Source organism: Escherichia sp. WS338 (assembly GCF_046486405.1).
GTDB lineage: Bacteria > Pseudomonadota > Gammaproteobacteria > Enterobacterales > Enterobacteriaceae > Escherichia > Escherichia coli.
In genome coordinates this window covers 1-14,370 of the sequence record NZ_JBJQLL010000008.1, presented here as the reverse complement: position 1 = coordinate 14,370, position 14,370 = coordinate 1, and the positions used below count along the sequence as shown (strand labels likewise).

Sequence of the window (14,370 nt, the reverse complement as noted above, 5' to 3'; positions counted from 1 at the left end):
GATTTATGAGCCATGTCTCGTTACAAGAATTTTTGAAAACGGAGCCGGACGGTACGCTGGAGGTGGTAGCCGAACAATACAACACCACACTGCTGGAAGTAGTGAAAAATCTGCCCTCCTCTACCATAGTGTCAGGCGATAAATTCGATACTGTCTGGGATACCGTCTGCGAATGGGGCAACGTCACCACGTTAGTACATACTGCCGATGTAATCCTCGAATTTAGCGGCGAACTGCCTTCGGGTTTCCACCGCCACGGCTATTTCAACCTACGCGGAAAGCACGGCATGTCCGGGCATATCAAAGCAGAAAACTGCACACATATTGCCTTGATCGAACGTAAATTTATGGGCATGGACACCGCCTCTATTCTCTTTTTCAATAAGGAAGGCAGCGCCATGCTGAAAATCTTCCTCGGCAGGGATGACCATCGTCAGCTCCTGAGCGAACAAGTCAGCGCCTTCCATGCTCTGGCAGCATCGTTAAAGGAACACGCCTGATGACGCCGTGGCTACTCTTTGGCGCAGGCGGAAAAGGTGTGGGTGCCAGAACGCTTGAACTGGCGCTGGCAGAGCAACGTCCGGTCGTTGCTGTCGTTCGTCATGCCGATGCCGCCACGAAACTGGCGCAACAAGGCGTACAGGTTTTTACAGGCGACGCCTGTGATGCCAGCGTAGTCGCGGATGCTTGCCGCGCAGCTGGCCCGGATGCGCTTATCATCTCAACAATGGGCGGAGCTCAGGATTATCTGGCGCACAGAACAGTGATTGATGAGGCCGAAAAGGCCGGCATCAGTCGCATGATTCTGGTGACCTCTTTGGGATGCGGCGATAGCTGGCCATTTTTATCGGAGCGAGCAAAGGCTGCGTTTGGTCAGGCGGTACGGGAAAAAACGCTGGCGGAAAGCTGGTTGCAAACCAGCCAGCTTGATTACGCCATTCTCCGCCCTGGCGGTCTGCTAGATGGGGCGGCAACGGGCAAAGCACAACGGATACAAAATCAGGAGTGTCATGGTTTTGTTCACCGTGCCGATGTCGCCGCACATATCCATGAACTGGCAAATGCGCCAGCACTTAACCAGCAGGTCTACAGTCTGATTGAACCGGACCTGAAACCGGCGTGATACCCCGGCGCGGCATGTCCGCGCCGTAATGTCGTAACGGAGTTTTGCGTGCTCAAGGATTCACTCTCTTCCGCCAGGGTCTTTATGGGGCTATCACTATTATTGCTAGCTCTGGTGCTGTTCGGTGCCAGTCAGGGAGCGTTAAAGATCAGTTTTGATGCCCTTTTTGATGAGGAATACCGCGATATCTGGCTCAATATTCGTCTACCACGGGTTTTGCTGGCGGTGCTGGTAGGTGCAGCGTTGGCAACCGCAGGGGTAATTATGCAGGGGCTTTTTCGCAACCCAATGGCTGACCCTGGATTACTTGGCGTCAGTAGCGGTTCTGCATTAATGGTTGGCGTTGCTATTGTGCTGCCCTTCTCCTTCCCAGTGGTGCTGGTGCTCTATGAGCAAATGGTGTTTGCCATTGCCGGAAGTTTAGTGGTCTGCACCATCATTTTTCTCATCACGCAGCGCCATCGCGATGGCAGCATGATGCAATTATTACTCGCCGGTATCGCCATCAATGCCCTGTGCGGCGCAGCGATCGGCATCCTGAGCTATATCGGCGATGAGCAGCAGCTACGACAACTCACATTGTGGATGATGGGCAATCTTGGACAGGCGCAATGGCCGACGTTATTGGTTGCCAGTTCATTCATCCTACCGGCCATTATCGCAACAACTTGTCTCGCCGGAACGCTGAATTTACTGCAGCTCGGTGATGAAGAAGCCCATTACCTCGGCGTGAACGTTAAGCGTAAACGCCAGCAATTACTGTTAGTGAGCTCACTGCTCGTTGGTGCCGCCGTATCGGTAAGCGGCATTATCGGCTTTATTGGCCTGGTGATCCCGCATCTGATTCGCATGACTACCGGAGCAAATCACCGCTGGCTAATCCCTTGCTCCGCCCTCGCCGGAGCCTGTTTATTGCTGATGGCAGACACGCTTGCCCGCACGCTGGTACAGCCAGCAGAAATGCCCGTGGGATTATTAACCAGCCTGCTTGGTGGTCCTTATTTTATGTGGTTGATTCTGCGCAACCGGAGGATCACATGATCAGCGCCCAGAATCTGGTTTATAGCCTTCAGGGGCGGCGTCTGACTGATAATGTCTCGCTGACTTTTCCCGGTGGGGAAATTGTTGCCATTCTCGGCCCTAATGGTGCGGGAAAATCTACGCTGCTTCGCCAGTTAACCGGCTATCTTCAACCTGATAGCGGCGAATGTCGGTTGTTTAATAAGCCATTAAATGAATGGTCGATTACTGAACTGGCGAAACACCGGGCCGTGATGCGTCAAAATAGCCACATGGCGTTTCCATTCAGCGTACAAGAAGTTATCCAGATGGGGCGGCATCCGCATCGCACTGGTAATCAGGATAATGAAACAGCACAAATAATGGCGTTATGTGACTGTCAGGCGTTAGCAAACCGCGACTATCGGCAATTATCCGGTGGTGAACAACAGCGCGTACAATTAGCGCGCCTGCTGGTGCAACTCTGGGAACCAACTCCCTCACCGAAATGGTTATTTCTTGATGAACCAACTTCGGCGCTGGATATTCACCATCAGCAGCACTTGTTCCGTTTATTACGCCAGTTAGTTCACGAACGGCAGTTCAATGTTTGCTGCGTATTGCACGATCTAAATCTTGCCGCGCGTTATGCAGACCGTATTGTATTAATGCAAAAAGGAAAGGTTATCGCAAATGGTAAACCACAGGACGTATTGACACAGCAGGCGCTGACCATGCTTTACGGCGCGGATATTACCGTACTTAAAGATCCTGCCAACCATTCACCACTGATCGTCCTCGATCATTAAAACCAACAGGAGTACCGCACTGGTACTCCTGCGAATAAATAACTATACAGATTAGCTAATTGAAACGCCTTTCACCCCTGCCATACCTTTTAATAATCGCAACAGATCTTCTATCGACGTCGTGGCATGAAGCTGGATATCAATGGCGACCACTTCATGATCTTCATTTTCCTGCAACGAAACTAAATCCGTTTTTATTTTTTGCTGCTTAAACCAGTCGAGCATTGATACCGTATTACCGTTCACTAATGTCAGCTGTAAATGGTAATTTTTGTTCATCAGGCGGAAGGTTAATTGATGGAAGACTTCCAGCACCAGCAAGGTCATCACTGAACCATAAATACCCAGTTCGTACATACCGCTGCCAATAACCATACCAATGGCGGCGGTCACCCAGATATCCGCTGCCGTCGTCAGACCTACAATATTTTGGTTACGAACGAGAATGTTACCTGCACCGATAAACCCGACGCCCGTCACAACCTGAGCAGCAATACGGCTGGGATCCAGTCCGACGTGACCTAAAGACAGCACGTCAGCAAAACCATATTTCGAAACAATCATAAACAGGGCGCTTCCCATGCCAATTAATACATGTGTGCGTAACCCTGCTCCTTTGCCGCGCATTTGCCTTTCCATGCCAATAGCGCCACAGGCAATTGCTGCGAGTATAAGACGTATAATAAATTCTGCTGTCATATAAAAATGCAAAAAGGAGCAGCAAGATGGCTCAACTTGCTACTCCTTTTTACTTGTACCTCATTAATTCGGCAAGTCATTAGATGCTTGATTTTTGAAGGTATACAAATTTTTCTGCGGGTTTTTCTTGCAGTATTCGATCACTTTAGGAATTTGAGTGAGATCGGTTTCATTTAAAGTAACAGTATCGCCACCTTTATATACTGTTTCTTCATGCAGCATCCACCATGCAACCGGTGTCATTGCTTTTGGATTCAGATCAATAAATTCCTGGCAGGTCATATCTTTAGCGGATTCATTGGCTGCCAGCGCAGATTGTGCGTTCACCAGTGACAAAGCCGCTACAGCGCCCATAAAAATAAACGCTTTACGGAGAGATGAAATATTCATTTTGTAACCCATTCAATATAGAGATTATATATGAACAGGAGGAATAGCTGCTTTTAAAGAAGATATTCCGGCCTGTTCAATATGCAAGGAAGTACGATGTAACGCATTCCCGGAATTACATATCTTTCTTAATTTTGTCCCATTCGCCTTTAACTTTATCTTTAAAGTTGGCTTTTTTATCCTGAGTACAAGCCTGAACGATAGCTGGGGTTACGGTTGCAATACCCTGAACATCTAAAACCGCATCTTCTGGTTTATCTTTGTTGTTCAGCGCTTCAGCAAAACCAACTGCAGTTGGCTGGAAGGATTCGTCCACAGCCAGGAAATCTTCACAGGTCCAGGAGTTGACCGGTTTTTTGTTATCAGCTGCTTTTTGCGCATCCGCTGCATTGCTCACAACTGGCAGAAGAAGCAGACCACCAAGAATAACGCCTAATACTTTTTTCATCGTAATATCCTCAACTATAAAGTGAAAGAGCCGTCACGAATCAATTTCGACACTGAGGTTATAACCTGGTTTTCTGTATATGTCATGTTGATGGAAAATATCAAAATCAGATATTTTTATTTCAATACAATGAGTTACAGATGCATCAGATACTGTAATTAGGAAATTTTTATTAAATCGACTGCATTCTTAGACGCGTTTTTGGCATAGATTGATAGCAGGGGATTTTCTTCTTAATTTTATAGGGTGGTTCTATGTTATATATAGATAAGGCAACAATTTTGAAGTTTGATCTGGAGATGCTTAAAAAACATCGCAGAGCAATCCAGTTTATTGCCGTGCTGCTGTTTATCGTCGGGTTGCTGTGTATCAGTTTTCCGTTCGTCTCTGGCGACATTTTAAGCACAGTAGTGGGTGCATTATTAATCTGCTCGGGCATTGCGCTTATTGTCGGGTTATTCAGCAACCGCAGTCATAATTTCTGGCCGGTATTATCCGGTTTCCTCGTCGCAGTCGCCTATTTATTGATCGGCTATTTCTTCATCCGCGCACCGGAGCTGGGCATTTTTGCCATTGCGGCATTTATTGCCGGTTTGTTCTGTGTTGCAGGGGTTATTCGCCTGATGAGTTGGTATCGTCAGCGTTCAATGAAAGGCAGCTGGCTACAGCTCGTTATTGGTGTGCTGGATATCGTCATTGCATGGATATTCCTTGGTGCAACGCCGATGGTGTCGGTAACGCTGGTTTCCACACTGGTGGGAATTGAACTGATATTTAGCGCCGCCAGTCTGTTCAGCTTCGCCAGTTTGTTCGTTAAAAAGCAATAATTATCCCTATTTCCACCTGGATCATAGTCACATTAAGTGACTATGATCCAGTTAATACTCTCTTAGCTATACAGTGTTTCAGTTCAATTACGCACTATCATTGAAACAATTGCCTGCTGATGATTATTTCAACCTACTGAATTTAATCTGATTTTTTTCGTTCCATGGCAAATTAGCCATTTCAAACATTATCATGGCTGATATTTTCCGTGGTCAGGTTTAATGTTTTAAAAGTGCTGTGGGAAAGTGAACAAAGAGTTCCGTAAGCGTTGATGCTATGGGCGGTTAAATAAGTAATCCGGGTTCATTTTTTTGCAACTGGCGTTGATTACATTGCATAAATATCCGTGTCTCCAGACGCTATATAAAAACCTGAAGACATGAATGAGTTATTTAATCAGGTAATTTCAATGCGTTAAAAGAAAGCTGGCAATCCAATTGCCAGCCTAAGTCGAAACAAGGAGACTCGATATTTAAATCGGATTACATTTTAACTTTAGTAATATTCTTCAGAGATCACAAACTGGTTATTGATAACTTATTCTTGGGCAGTAATCCGCAAAAGTTAACCTTTTGTTTACTAGTTACAAACTGATAACAACCAGGAATCTTACTTAGGACCAATATATGGAGTGCGTGATGGATAAATCTGAAGTATTGATTAGTGTTAATAGACGTATTAGTTCACGAAGGGCAAAGTTCTTATAGGCGTTTACTATATTGAACAACGATTCGGACAAGGATGTAAATAATGAAAAGGATGACATGTTCGAAACGATAACGGCTAAGGAGCAAGTTATGATTTTTCTCATGACGAAAGATTCTTTTCTTTTACAGGGCTTTTGGCAGTTGAAAGATAATCACGAAATGATAAAAATCAATTCCCTGTCAGAGATCAAAAAAGTAGGCAATAAACCCTTCAAGGTTATCATTGATACCTATCACAATCATATCCTTGATGAAGAAGCGATTAAATTTCTGGAGAAATTAGATGCCGAGAGAATTATTGTTTTGGCACCTTATCACATCAGTAAACTAAAAGCTAAAGCGCCTATTTATTTTGTCAGCCGCAAAGAAAGTATCAAAAATCTTCTTGAGATTACTTATGGTAAACACTTGCCCCATAAGAATTCACAATTATGTTTTTCACATAATCAGTTCAAAATTATGCAACTGATTCTGAAAAATAAAAATGAAAGCAATATCACGTCGACGCTCAATATTTCGCAACAAACATTAAAGATTCAGAAATTCAACATTATGTACAAACTGAAACTAAGACGTATGAGCGACATCGTCACCCTGGGTATCACATCTTATTTTTAGTCAGGACATAAGCAACTGAAATTGATGGCTGGCATGACGAGGGATGCAGATGCTGATTTCATTACCCCCGGTGATTACTAAAGGAGAGGCGAAAACGACTTTATTCCCCTGGTATATGTATCCACCAGTAGAACCCTTCGTTGCCCGAATGCTGGCAGGAACTGTTGGCAGAACGGCAACATTTTTTTTGTCGTTGACCTCACCATGTCGATCACTGTGCCTGTATCCCACCTTACTGGCTGACAACCCCACTATGCCGCTGGTCTGTAAATCCCTCATATCTCTCCTCGCGCGCAATTTAAAGAACCGTTATTTCTCAAGAATTTTCAGGGACTAAAATGAACAGAAGAAGAAAGCTGTTAATACCGTTGTTATTCTGCGGCGCGATGCTCACCGCCTGCGATGACAAATCGGCGGAAAACGCCGCAGCCATGACGCCTGAGGTCGGTGTCGTCACACTCTCCCCCGGTTCGGTCAATGTGTTGAGCGAATTGCCCGGTAGAACCGTTCCTTATGAAGTTGCCGAGATACGTCCCCAGGTGGGCGGTATTATCATTAAACGCAACTTTATCGAAGGCGATAAAGTGAACCAGGGCGATTCGCTGTATCAGATTGATCCTGCACCTTTACAGGCCGAGCTGAACTCCGCCAAAGGCACGCTGGCGAAAGCGCTCTCTACCGCCAGCAATGCCCGCATCACCTTTAACCGCCAGGCATCGTTGCTGAAGACCAACTACGTTAGCCGTCAGGATTACGACACCGCGCGCACCCAGTTGAATGAAGCAGAAGCCAATGTCACCGTCGCCAAAGCGGCTGTTGAACAGGCGACGATCAACCTGCAATACGCGAATGTCACCTCGCCGATTACGGGCGTCAGCGGGAAATCGTCGGTGACCGTCGGCGCACTCGTTACCGCTAATCAGGCAGATTCGCTGGTTACCGTACAACGTCTGGACCCGATTTATGTCGATCTCACACAGTCGGTGCAGGATTTCTTGCGCATGAAAGAAGAGGTCGCCAGTGGGCAAATCAAACAGGTTCAGGGCAGTACGCCAGTACAGCTCAATCTGGAAAATGGTAAACGTTACAGCCAGACCGGCACGCTGAAATTCTCCGACCCGACGGTGGATGAAACCACGGGCTCCGTGACGTTACGGGCGATTTTCCCCAACCCAAATGGTGACTTGCTGCCTGGCATGTATGTCACGGCATTAGTGGATGAAGGTAGCCGCCAGAATGTATTACTGGTGCCGCAGGAAGGCGTCACCCACAACGCCCAGGGTAAAGCAACGGCGCTCATTCTGGATAAAGACGATGTCGTGCAGCTACGCGAAATCGAAGCCAGCAAAGCCATCGGCGACCAGTGGGTTGTCACCTCTGGCTTGCAGGCTGGCGATCGGGTGATCGTTTCCGGTTTGCAACGCATTCGTCCGGGTATCAAAGCACGAGCAATTTCCTCCAGCCAGGAAAACGCCAGCACCGAATCGAAACAATAACGTTGCAGGCTTAAGGGGACTTTCATGGCTAACTATTTTATTGATCGCCCGGTTTTTGCCTGGGTACTTGCCATTATTATGATGCTTGCAGGCGGTCTGGCGATCATGAACTTACCGGTTGCGCAGTATCCGCAGATTGCGCCACCGACCATTACCGTCAGCGCTACCTATCCAGGTGCCGATGCGCAAACGGTAGAAGACTCGGTCACTCAGGTGATTGAGCAAAATATGAATGGGCTTGATGGCCTGATGTACATGTCTTCAACCAGCGATGCGGCAGGTAATGCCTCCATCACTCTGACCTTCGAGACGGGGACATCGCCTGATATCGCACAGGTTCAGGTGCAAAATAAACTGCAACTCGCTATGCCTTCATTACCTGAAGCGGTGCAGCAGCAGGGGATTAGCGTCGATAAGTCGAGCAGTAATATCCTGATGGTAGCGGCATTTATTTCTGATAACGGCAGCCTCAACCAGTACGATATCGCGGACTATGTAGCGTCTAATATCAAAGACCCGCTAAGCCGTACCGCGGGCGTTGGTAGCGTACAGCTCTTTGGTTCCGAGTACGCCATGCGTATCTGGCTGGACCCGCAAAAACTCAATAAATATAACCTGGTACCTTCCGATGTTATTTCCCAGATTAAGGTGCAAAACAACCAGATTTCCGGTGGTCAACTGGGTGGCATGCCACAGGCGGCAGACCAGCAACTGAACGCCTCGATCATTGTGCAGACGCGTCTGCAAACGCCGGAAGAATTTGGCAAAATCCTGTTGAAAGTTCAGCAAGATGGCTCGCAAGTGCTGCTGCGTGATGTCGCCCGCGTCGAACTTGGGGCGGAAGATTATTCCACCGTGGCGCGCTATAACGGCAAACCTGCTGCCGGGATCGCCATCAAACTGGCTGCCGGAGCAAACGCCCTGGATACCTCGCGGGCAGTCAAAGAGGAACTGAACCGTTTATCGGCTTATTTCCCTGCAAGCCTGAAGACGGTTTATCCTTACGACACCACACCGTTTATCAAAATTTCTATTCAGGAAGTTTTCAAAACGCTGGTTGAGGCTATCATCCTCGTCTTCCTGGTCATGTATCTGTTTTTGCAGAATTTCCGCGCCACAATCATCCCGACGATTGCCGTACCGGTGGTTATTCTCGGGACGTTTGCGATCTTGTCGGCGGTCGGTTTCACCATCAACACGTTAACTATGTTCGGGATGGTGCTGGCGATAGGGTTACTGGTGGATGACGCCATCGTGGTGGTGGAGAACGTCGAGCGTGTCATTGCGGAAGATAAGCTACCGCCGAAGGAAGCGACGCATAAATCGATGGGGCAGATCCAACGTGCGCTGGTCGGGATTGCCGTTGTTCTTTCCGCAGTGTTTATGCCGATGGCCTTTATGAGCGGTGCAACCGGGGAGATCTACCGCCAGTTCTCCATCACGCTGATCTCCTCCATGCTGCTTTCAGTATTTGTGGCAATGAGCCTGACCCCTGCCCTGTGCGCCACCATTCTGAAAGCCGCGCCGGAAGGCGGTCACAAACCTAACGCCCTGTTCGCACGCTTCAACACGCTGTTTGAAAAATCAACTCAGCACTATACCGATAGCACCCGCTCGCTGTTGCGTTGTACCGGTCGCTACATGGTGGTCTACCTGCTGATTTGCGCCGGGATGGCGGTGCTGTTCCTGCGTACGCCGACCTCTTTCTTACCAGAAGAGGATCAGGGGGTATTTATGACCACCGCGCAGTTACCTTCCGGTGCCACCATGGTTAACACCACGAAAGTGCTGCAACAGGTGACGGATTATTATCTGACTAAAGAGAAAGATAATGTTCAGTCGGTGTTTACCGTTGGCGGCTTTGGCTTCAGCGGCCAGGGGCAAAACAACGGCCTGGCGTTTATCAGTCTCAAGCCGTGGTCTGAACGTGTCGGTGAGGAAAACTCGGTTACCGCGATCATTCAGCGGGCAATGATTGCGTTAAGCAGTATCAATAAAGCCGTCGTCTTCCCGTTCAACTTACCCGCGGTGGCTGAACTGGGTACCGCGTCAGGTTTTGATATGGAACTGCTGGACAACGGCAATCTGGGGCACGAAAAACTGACCCAGGCGCGAAACGAGCTGTTATCACTGGCAGCGCAATCACCGAATCAGGTCATCGGGGTACGCCCGAACGGCCTGGAAGATACGCCGATGTTCAAAGTGAACGTCAACGCTGCGAAAGCCGAGGCTATGGGGGTGGCGCTGTCTGATATCAACCAGACAATTTCCACCGCCTTCGGCAGCAGCTACGTGAACGACTTCCTCAACCAGGGGCGGGTGAAAAAAGTGTATGTCCAGGCAGGCACGCCGTTCCGTATGTTGCCGGATAACATCAACCAATGGTATGTACGCAACGCCTCTGGCACGATGGCACCGCTTTCTGCCTATTCGTCTACCGAATGGACCTATGGTTCACCGCGACTGGAACGCTACAACGGCATCCCGTCAATGGAGATTTTAGGTGAAGCGGCGGCCGGGAAAAGTACCGGTGACGCCATGAAATTTATGGCAGACCTGGTCGCTAAACTTCCGGCAGGCGTCGGCTACTCATGGACCGGACTGTCGTATCAGGAAGCGTTATCCTCAAATCAGGCTCCCGCGCTGTATGCCATTTCACTGGTCGTGGTGTTCCTCGCCCTCGCCGCACTTTATGAGAGCTGGTCAATTCCGTTCTCGGTGATGTTGGTTGTACCGTTAGGCGTCGTTGGCGCATTAATGGCCACCGATCTACGCGGCTTAAGTAATGACGTCTACTTCCAGGTTGGTTTGCTGACCACCATCGGGCTTTCCGCCAAAAACGCCATCCTGATTGTCGAATTTGCCGTTGAGATGATGCAGAAAGAAGGGAAAACGCCGATAGAGGCAATCATCGAAGCGGCGCGGATGCGTTTACGCCCAATCCTGATGACCTCTCTGGCCTTTATTCTCGGCGTGCTGCCGCTGGTTATCAGTCATGGTGCCGGTTCTGGCGCGCAAAACGCGGTAGGTACCGGCGTGATGGGCGGGATGTTTGCCGCAACAGTGCTGGCAATTTACTTCGTTCCGGTCTTTTTCGTTGTAGTGGAACATCTCTTTGCCCGCTTTAAAAAAGCGTAACGTGTAAATGAGAGTAAGGTTGAACGTGAGGGTTCAGCCTTACTCTTTCCTGCTAACCATTCACCACTCAACAACCAGCTAACCGTCAGGAATACCAGGCTTAGTACACAGCACTGAAAGTAGAAACCACTCCAGCCATTCGTCATCAATTTAAACAACACAATACTGACCCACATTCCCGTAATCGTATGAATTGTCAGCTTAATAATCCCAAACATGCCGAGTCTTTTCCTCCTGAAAATACCTATACCGCCTGGCAAACTGCGAAAGAGAACTAGCCGGTAGCCCGGCAGAAATCATCAGGGAAGAGTTTCACATGAAGCAGGTGTGAGATCCTGACCAATATTCAAATGCAAAATATGTCAGGAAAAGGTACCTGGCGAATGTTGCGCAAACTGATGTGGCGTTACACCATAATATTGTCGAAATGTGTTTATAAAGTACGACGTACTGCTATAGCCACATTTTTCCGCAATAGTATGCAGAGGAATTTGACGTAACTCGAGTAATCGTCTGGCCATCGACATCCTGGAGGCGAGTAATATTTTACTGAAACAGGTATTTTCATCCTGCAACTTTTTTTTGATGAGACTCTCGCTGGTATACATTCTTTCCGCAATATCGCGCAGATACCAACGTTTGGCGATATCAAAGCTAATAAGGCGTTCAACTTTTCCTGAAACAGTACTGATACTATTGAAAAGTAAGGGGATCAGTTCTTTCTTATGAGAAAACATCGATAAACAGGAAAGATAGAGCATTTTGCTCAATATCGGCGAATTTACCCCGGAGTCATTGAAACTATCAAAAATCGCCGTCACCAGCGGCATGGGGGGTGACTGGTTAATTAACAGACGGTCTTTGCTATGTAACCCTAAATTGCGTGGTATCTGACGAATATTTTGTAAGTAATGGCAAACTGTCAGCTCATCGATATCCAGTCGTCGTGTATCCGGTGAACAAAACGCAAAATCGTCTGCCAAATTTTTATCCAGTAACAGGATACTCTCGTTATGCAACGATATTTTTTGCTGTTCATGATGAATATCGAATGAACGACGAACGAGGATCACCGAGCAGACATGAGTCATGACTATCCCTTATATTTCATTGCTGCGATTATTTCAATTTCAGTATACTAATGAAATGATGCCTGACTGTTTCTTAGCGCAAAAACTGCCAGATTTGGTAGGACCAAAATTTATCCACAAAGTAGTTTTGCATAACAGTTAATTGATAATAAGTAAATGCAACACGAATATATTTTCGCACAGCGTATAGCTTATGTTTATAAAAAAATGGCTGATCTTATTTCCAGTAAAAGTTATATTTAACTTACTGAGAGCACAAAGTTTCCCGTGCCAACAGGGAGTGTTATAACGGTTTATTAGTCTGGAGACGGCAGACTATCCTCTTCCCGGTCCCCTATGCCGGGTTTTTTTTATGTCTGAGTAAAACTCTATAATCTTATTCCTTCCGCAGAACGGTCAGTGCCGTAAAAATTCCCTTGCGCAGCCATACTTGCCGCCGGGCCACAGTTCGGTAATTCCTGCGCCGATCGCTCCTGATACTCTGTGGGCGTCATCCCATAATAATTTCGAAAAACGTAAATGAAATACGACACGCTGTGATATCCACAGGATACTGCAACTCGCTTAATTGAAACCCCATATATAACAATAAGTTGTAAAGCACGCTGCATCCTACACTCAGTAAGCAACTGTGAATATGACGTACCTTCTTCGCGCAATTTTTTCTTTAACAGGCTTGGACTCATCAACAATTCGCTAGCGATTCGGGCTAATGTCCACTCATGGGCGATATTATTATTGATGACCGTACAAACTCGTGTTCGCATATTCGGTTGCAACACGTTCAGAAGTAACGGTATAAACTGCGTATCCTCAAGAAAAACAGATAACAACGCAAAGATTAATGCCCTTTTACGTAGCATTTCTGCATAGCGAAGATTCTTATTCTGCGACAGTTGCGCAACTTCCTGAAAAACAGGAATATCTCTGGTACAGTGATGAACGAGTAATGAAGGAACTTTTTTATGTGCATGAAGTTTTAATGCCTCCTCCTTGAGCATCGGGAGAAATAATGAAAGCGTGTCTCTTGAAACTAATACGAAATTCTCAACACACTTATCCACTTGAATTTGGCTTGCATCCGCAAAAACCAGATCACCGCCATTAAAATAGCGATATTCACCATTAACCATGGTGAGAATATATTTATGTCTTGCGTACGCAATTAGACAATTACCATGTAGTGGTTGCATAGTTGACTTAATATTACATAAACATATTACTGTTTATTAATGTAGCACGCCGCCCTCTTAAGTCAAATTGATTGATAAATAAATTTAAACGAAGCGGGAGAACAGGATGATAATGTGTGATGTTCTACGGGCAGGATGACTGGATTTATAATACAAAAACGTGTTTAAGAACGCAGGGAAATTAATAGTAAGCAAATAATCCCTTTTCGTTACATTAAATATAATCGCTACATTTAATAAACATTCATATAACATATATCTTATCAACACGATGAATAGACAGCCAATATATTATTGCGATTAATAAGCAACCGAATGCCCAGCTGTTTTTTAAAGGTTGGGCATTCGGTTTTTACAACGTTATGTTATCAGGTATGTTTAAAGCTGTTCTGCTGGGCAATACCCTGCAGTTTCGGGTGGTCGCTGAGATATTTCAGGGAGGCTTTGTAGTCTTCCAGCAACAGTTCAGCAAAGTCCATTTCGAAGCCGCGACGACACATAATGCGCATCACCACGATGTCAGTGGCTTCACCGCCGAGAGTGAAGGCCGGAACCTGCCAGCCGCGCAGACGCAGACGTTCAGAGAGGTCGTAGAGGGTGTATCCTGGATCTTCACCATCTTTCAGTTTGAAGCAAACCGCCGGGATGCCTTCGTCCGGGCGACCGGTACAGATGAACTCATACGGCCCCAGTTTGGCGATTTCATCCGCCAGATAAGCGGCAACCTGGTAGGAAGCGTTCTGTACTTTGGTATAGCCTTCACGACCGAGGCGCAGGAATTCATAGTACTGTGCAATCACCTGACCCGCCGGGCGGGAGAAGTTGATGGCG

At 47.1% G+C, this 14,370-nt stretch carries 15 protein-coding genes; 8 read left to right on the top strand and 7 right to left on the bottom strand.

The genetic code is table 11. The features are described 5' to 3' along the window. Positions 1-5 precede the first annotated feature (5 nt). Genes hutX through ACJHWT_RS09320 form a run of 4 tightly spaced genes read left to right on the top strand, consistent with a single transcriptional unit; the run spans position 6 to position 2,931 of the window. Positions 6-500: a heme utilization cystosolic carrier protein HutX gene (gene hutX, locus ACJHWT_RS09335; protein WP_000020040.1), complete on the top strand. Its 495-nt coding sequence runs from the start codon at positions 6-8 to the stop codon at positions 498-500. Then, positions 500-1,123 (top strand): anaerobilin reductase, encoded by a 624-nt coding sequence (chuY, locus tag ACJHWT_RS09330; protein ID WP_000189365.1) that lies wholly within the window; start codon positions 500-502, stop codon positions 1,121-1,123. Before hutX ends, chuY begins: the two co-directional genes overlap by 1 nt. 48 nt (positions 1,124-1,171) lie before the next feature. Then, positions 1,172-2,164 carry a heme ABC transporter permease ShuU/ChuU gene (gene shuU / locus ACJHWT_RS09325; protein ID WP_000910402.1) on the top strand — a complete coding sequence of 331 codons (993 nt, stop codon included), beginning with the start codon at positions 1,172-1,174 and terminating at the stop codon, positions 2,162-2,164. Next, positions 2,161-2,931, top strand: coding sequence for a heme ABC transporter ATP-binding protein (locus ACJHWT_RS09320; RefSeq protein ID WP_000622315.1), 771 nt, complete (start codon positions 2,161-2,163; stop codon positions 2,929-2,931). Before shuU ends, ACJHWT_RS09320 begins: the two co-directional genes overlap by 4 nt. A 51-nt stretch (positions 2,932-2,982) precedes the next feature. On the opposite strand, the gene ACJHWT_RS09315 is transcribed toward ACJHWT_RS09320, so the two are convergent. The 3 genes from ACJHWT_RS09315 to hdeA all read right to left on the bottom strand — a co-directional run bounded on the left by ACJHWT_RS09315 (position 2,983) and on the right by hdeA (position 4,468). Beyond that, on the bottom strand, positions 2,983-3,630 hold the full coding sequence (locus ACJHWT_RS09315; RefSeq protein WP_001696281.1) for an MgtC/SapB family protein: 648 nt from the start codon (positions 3,628-3,630) through the stop codon (positions 2,983-2,985). A 63-nt stretch (positions 3,631-3,693) separates the two neighbouring features. After that, the gene (gene hdeB, locus ACJHWT_RS09310; protein ID WP_001298717.1) at positions 3,694-4,020 is read right to left on the bottom strand and encodes an acid-activated periplasmic chaperone HdeB; all 327 of its coding nucleotides are present in this window, start codon (positions 4,018-4,020) and stop codon (positions 3,694-3,696) included. A 115-nt stretch (positions 4,021-4,135) separates the two neighbouring features. Beyond that, positions 4,136-4,468 carry an acid-activated periplasmic chaperone HdeA gene (gene hdeA, locus ACJHWT_RS09305; protein WP_000756547.1) on the bottom strand — a complete coding sequence of 111 codons (333 nt, stop codon included), beginning with the start codon at positions 4,466-4,468 and terminating at the stop codon, positions 4,136-4,138. 254 nt (positions 4,469-4,722) lie between these two features. Between hdeA and hdeD the strand changes: the two genes are divergently transcribed. Continuing rightward, positions 4,723-5,295: an acid-resistance protein HdeD gene (hdeD, locus tag ACJHWT_RS09300; RefSeq protein ID WP_000965671.1), complete on the top strand. Its 573-nt coding sequence runs from the start codon at positions 4,723-4,725 to the stop codon at positions 5,293-5,295. A 798-nt stretch (positions 5,296-6,093) separates the two neighbouring features. After that, positions 6,094-6,621, top strand: coding sequence for an acid resistance transcriptional activator GadE (gene gadE, locus ACJHWT_RS09295; protein WP_000576690.1), 528 nt, complete (start codon positions 6,094-6,096; stop codon positions 6,619-6,621). Here gadE and ACJHWT_RS09290 read toward each other — a convergent pair whose 3' ends face one another. Further along, positions 6,622-6,900 (bottom strand): hypothetical protein, encoded by a 279-nt coding sequence (locus tag ACJHWT_RS09290; protein ID WP_001205324.1) that lies wholly within the window; start codon positions 6,898-6,900, stop codon positions 6,622-6,624. A gap of 107 nt (positions 6,901-7,007) precedes the next feature. On the opposite strand from ACJHWT_RS09290, the gene mdtE reads away from it, so the two are divergent. After that, the gene (gene mdtE, locus ACJHWT_RS09285; protein ID WP_306174501.1) at positions 7,008-8,117 is read left to right on the top strand and encodes a multidrug transporter subunit MdtE; all 1,110 of its coding nucleotides are present in this window, start codon (positions 7,008-7,010) and stop codon (positions 8,115-8,117) included. Between the two features lie 24 nt (positions 8,118-8,141). Beyond that, a complete protein-coding gene (gene mdtF, locus ACJHWT_RS09280; RefSeq protein ID WP_000024876.1) occupies positions 8,142-11,255 on the top strand; it encodes a multidrug efflux pump RND permease MdtF in 3,114 nt (1,037 codons plus the stop codon). A 362-nt stretch (positions 11,256-11,617) separates the two neighbouring features. Here mdtF and gadW read toward each other — a convergent pair whose 3' ends face one another. The 3 genes from gadW to ACJHWT_RS09265 all read right to left on the bottom strand — a co-directional run. Further along, entirely contained in the window at positions 11,618-12,346 is a 729-nt protein-coding gene (gene gadW, locus ACJHWT_RS09275) for an acid resistance transcriptional activator GadW (protein WP_000150003.1), read from the bottom strand. Between the two features lie 368 nt (positions 12,347-12,714). Continuing rightward, positions 12,715-13,539 (bottom strand): acid resistance transcriptional activator GadX, encoded by an 825-nt coding sequence (gene gadX / locus ACJHWT_RS09270; RefSeq protein WP_001182739.1) that lies wholly within the window; start codon positions 13,537-13,539, stop codon positions 12,715-12,717. Positions 13,540-13,907: 368 nt separating this feature from the next. Next, the coding region (locus ACJHWT_RS09265) for a pyridoxal-dependent decarboxylase (RefSeq protein ID WP_003595201.1) at positions 13,908-14,370 on the bottom strand (463 nt) is incomplete at its 5' end.

Bases quoted from the DNA above. Each gene is read 5' to 3' on its own strand.
- mdtE (WP_306174501.1), top strand. From the start codon at position 7,008: ATGCTCACCGCCTGCGATGACAAATCGGCGGAAAACGCCGCAGCCATG.
- hdeA (WP_000756547.1), bottom strand. From the start codon at position 4,468: ATGAAAAAAGTATTAGGCGTTATTCTTGGTGGTCTGCTTCTTCTGCCA.
- gadE (WP_000576690.1), top strand. From the start codon at position 6,094: ATGATTTTTCTCATGACGAAAGATTCTTTTCTTTTACAGGGCTTTTGG.
- hdeB (WP_001298717.1), bottom strand. From the start codon at position 4,020: ATGAATATTTCATCTCTCCGTAAAGCGTTTATTTTTATGGGCGCTGTA.
- gadX (WP_001182739.1), bottom strand. From the start codon at position 13,539: ATGCAACCACTACATGGTAATTGTCTAATTGCGTACGCAAGACATAAA.
- gadW (WP_000150003.1), bottom strand. From the start codon at position 12,346: ATGACTCATGTCTGCTCGGTGATCCTCGTTCGTCGTTCATTCGATATT.
- hutX (WP_000020040.1), top strand. From the start codon at position 6: ATGAGCCATGTCTCGTTACAAGAATTTTTGAAAACGGAGCCGGACGGT.
- hdeD (WP_000965671.1), top strand. From the start codon at position 4,723: ATGTTATATATAGATAAGGCAACAATTTTGAAGTTTGATCTGGAGATG.
- ACJHWT_RS09315 (WP_001696281.1), bottom strand. From the start codon at position 3,630: ATGACAGCAGAATTTATTATACGTCTTATACTCGCAGCAATTGCCTGT.
- mdtF (WP_000024876.1), top strand. From the start codon at position 8,142: ATGGCTAACTATTTTATTGATCGCCCGGTTTTTGCCTGGGTACTTGCC.
- ACJHWT_RS09320 (WP_000622315.1), top strand. From the start codon at position 2,161: ATGATCAGCGCCCAGAATCTGGTTTATAGCCTTCAGGGGCGGCGTCTG.
- ACJHWT_RS09290 (WP_001205324.1), bottom strand. From the start codon at position 6,900: ATGAGGGATTTACAGACCAGCGGCATAGTGGGGTTGTCAGCCAGTAAG.
- chuY (WP_000189365.1), top strand. From the start codon at position 500: ATGACGCCGTGGCTACTCTTTGGCGCAGGCGGAAAAGGTGTGGGTGCC.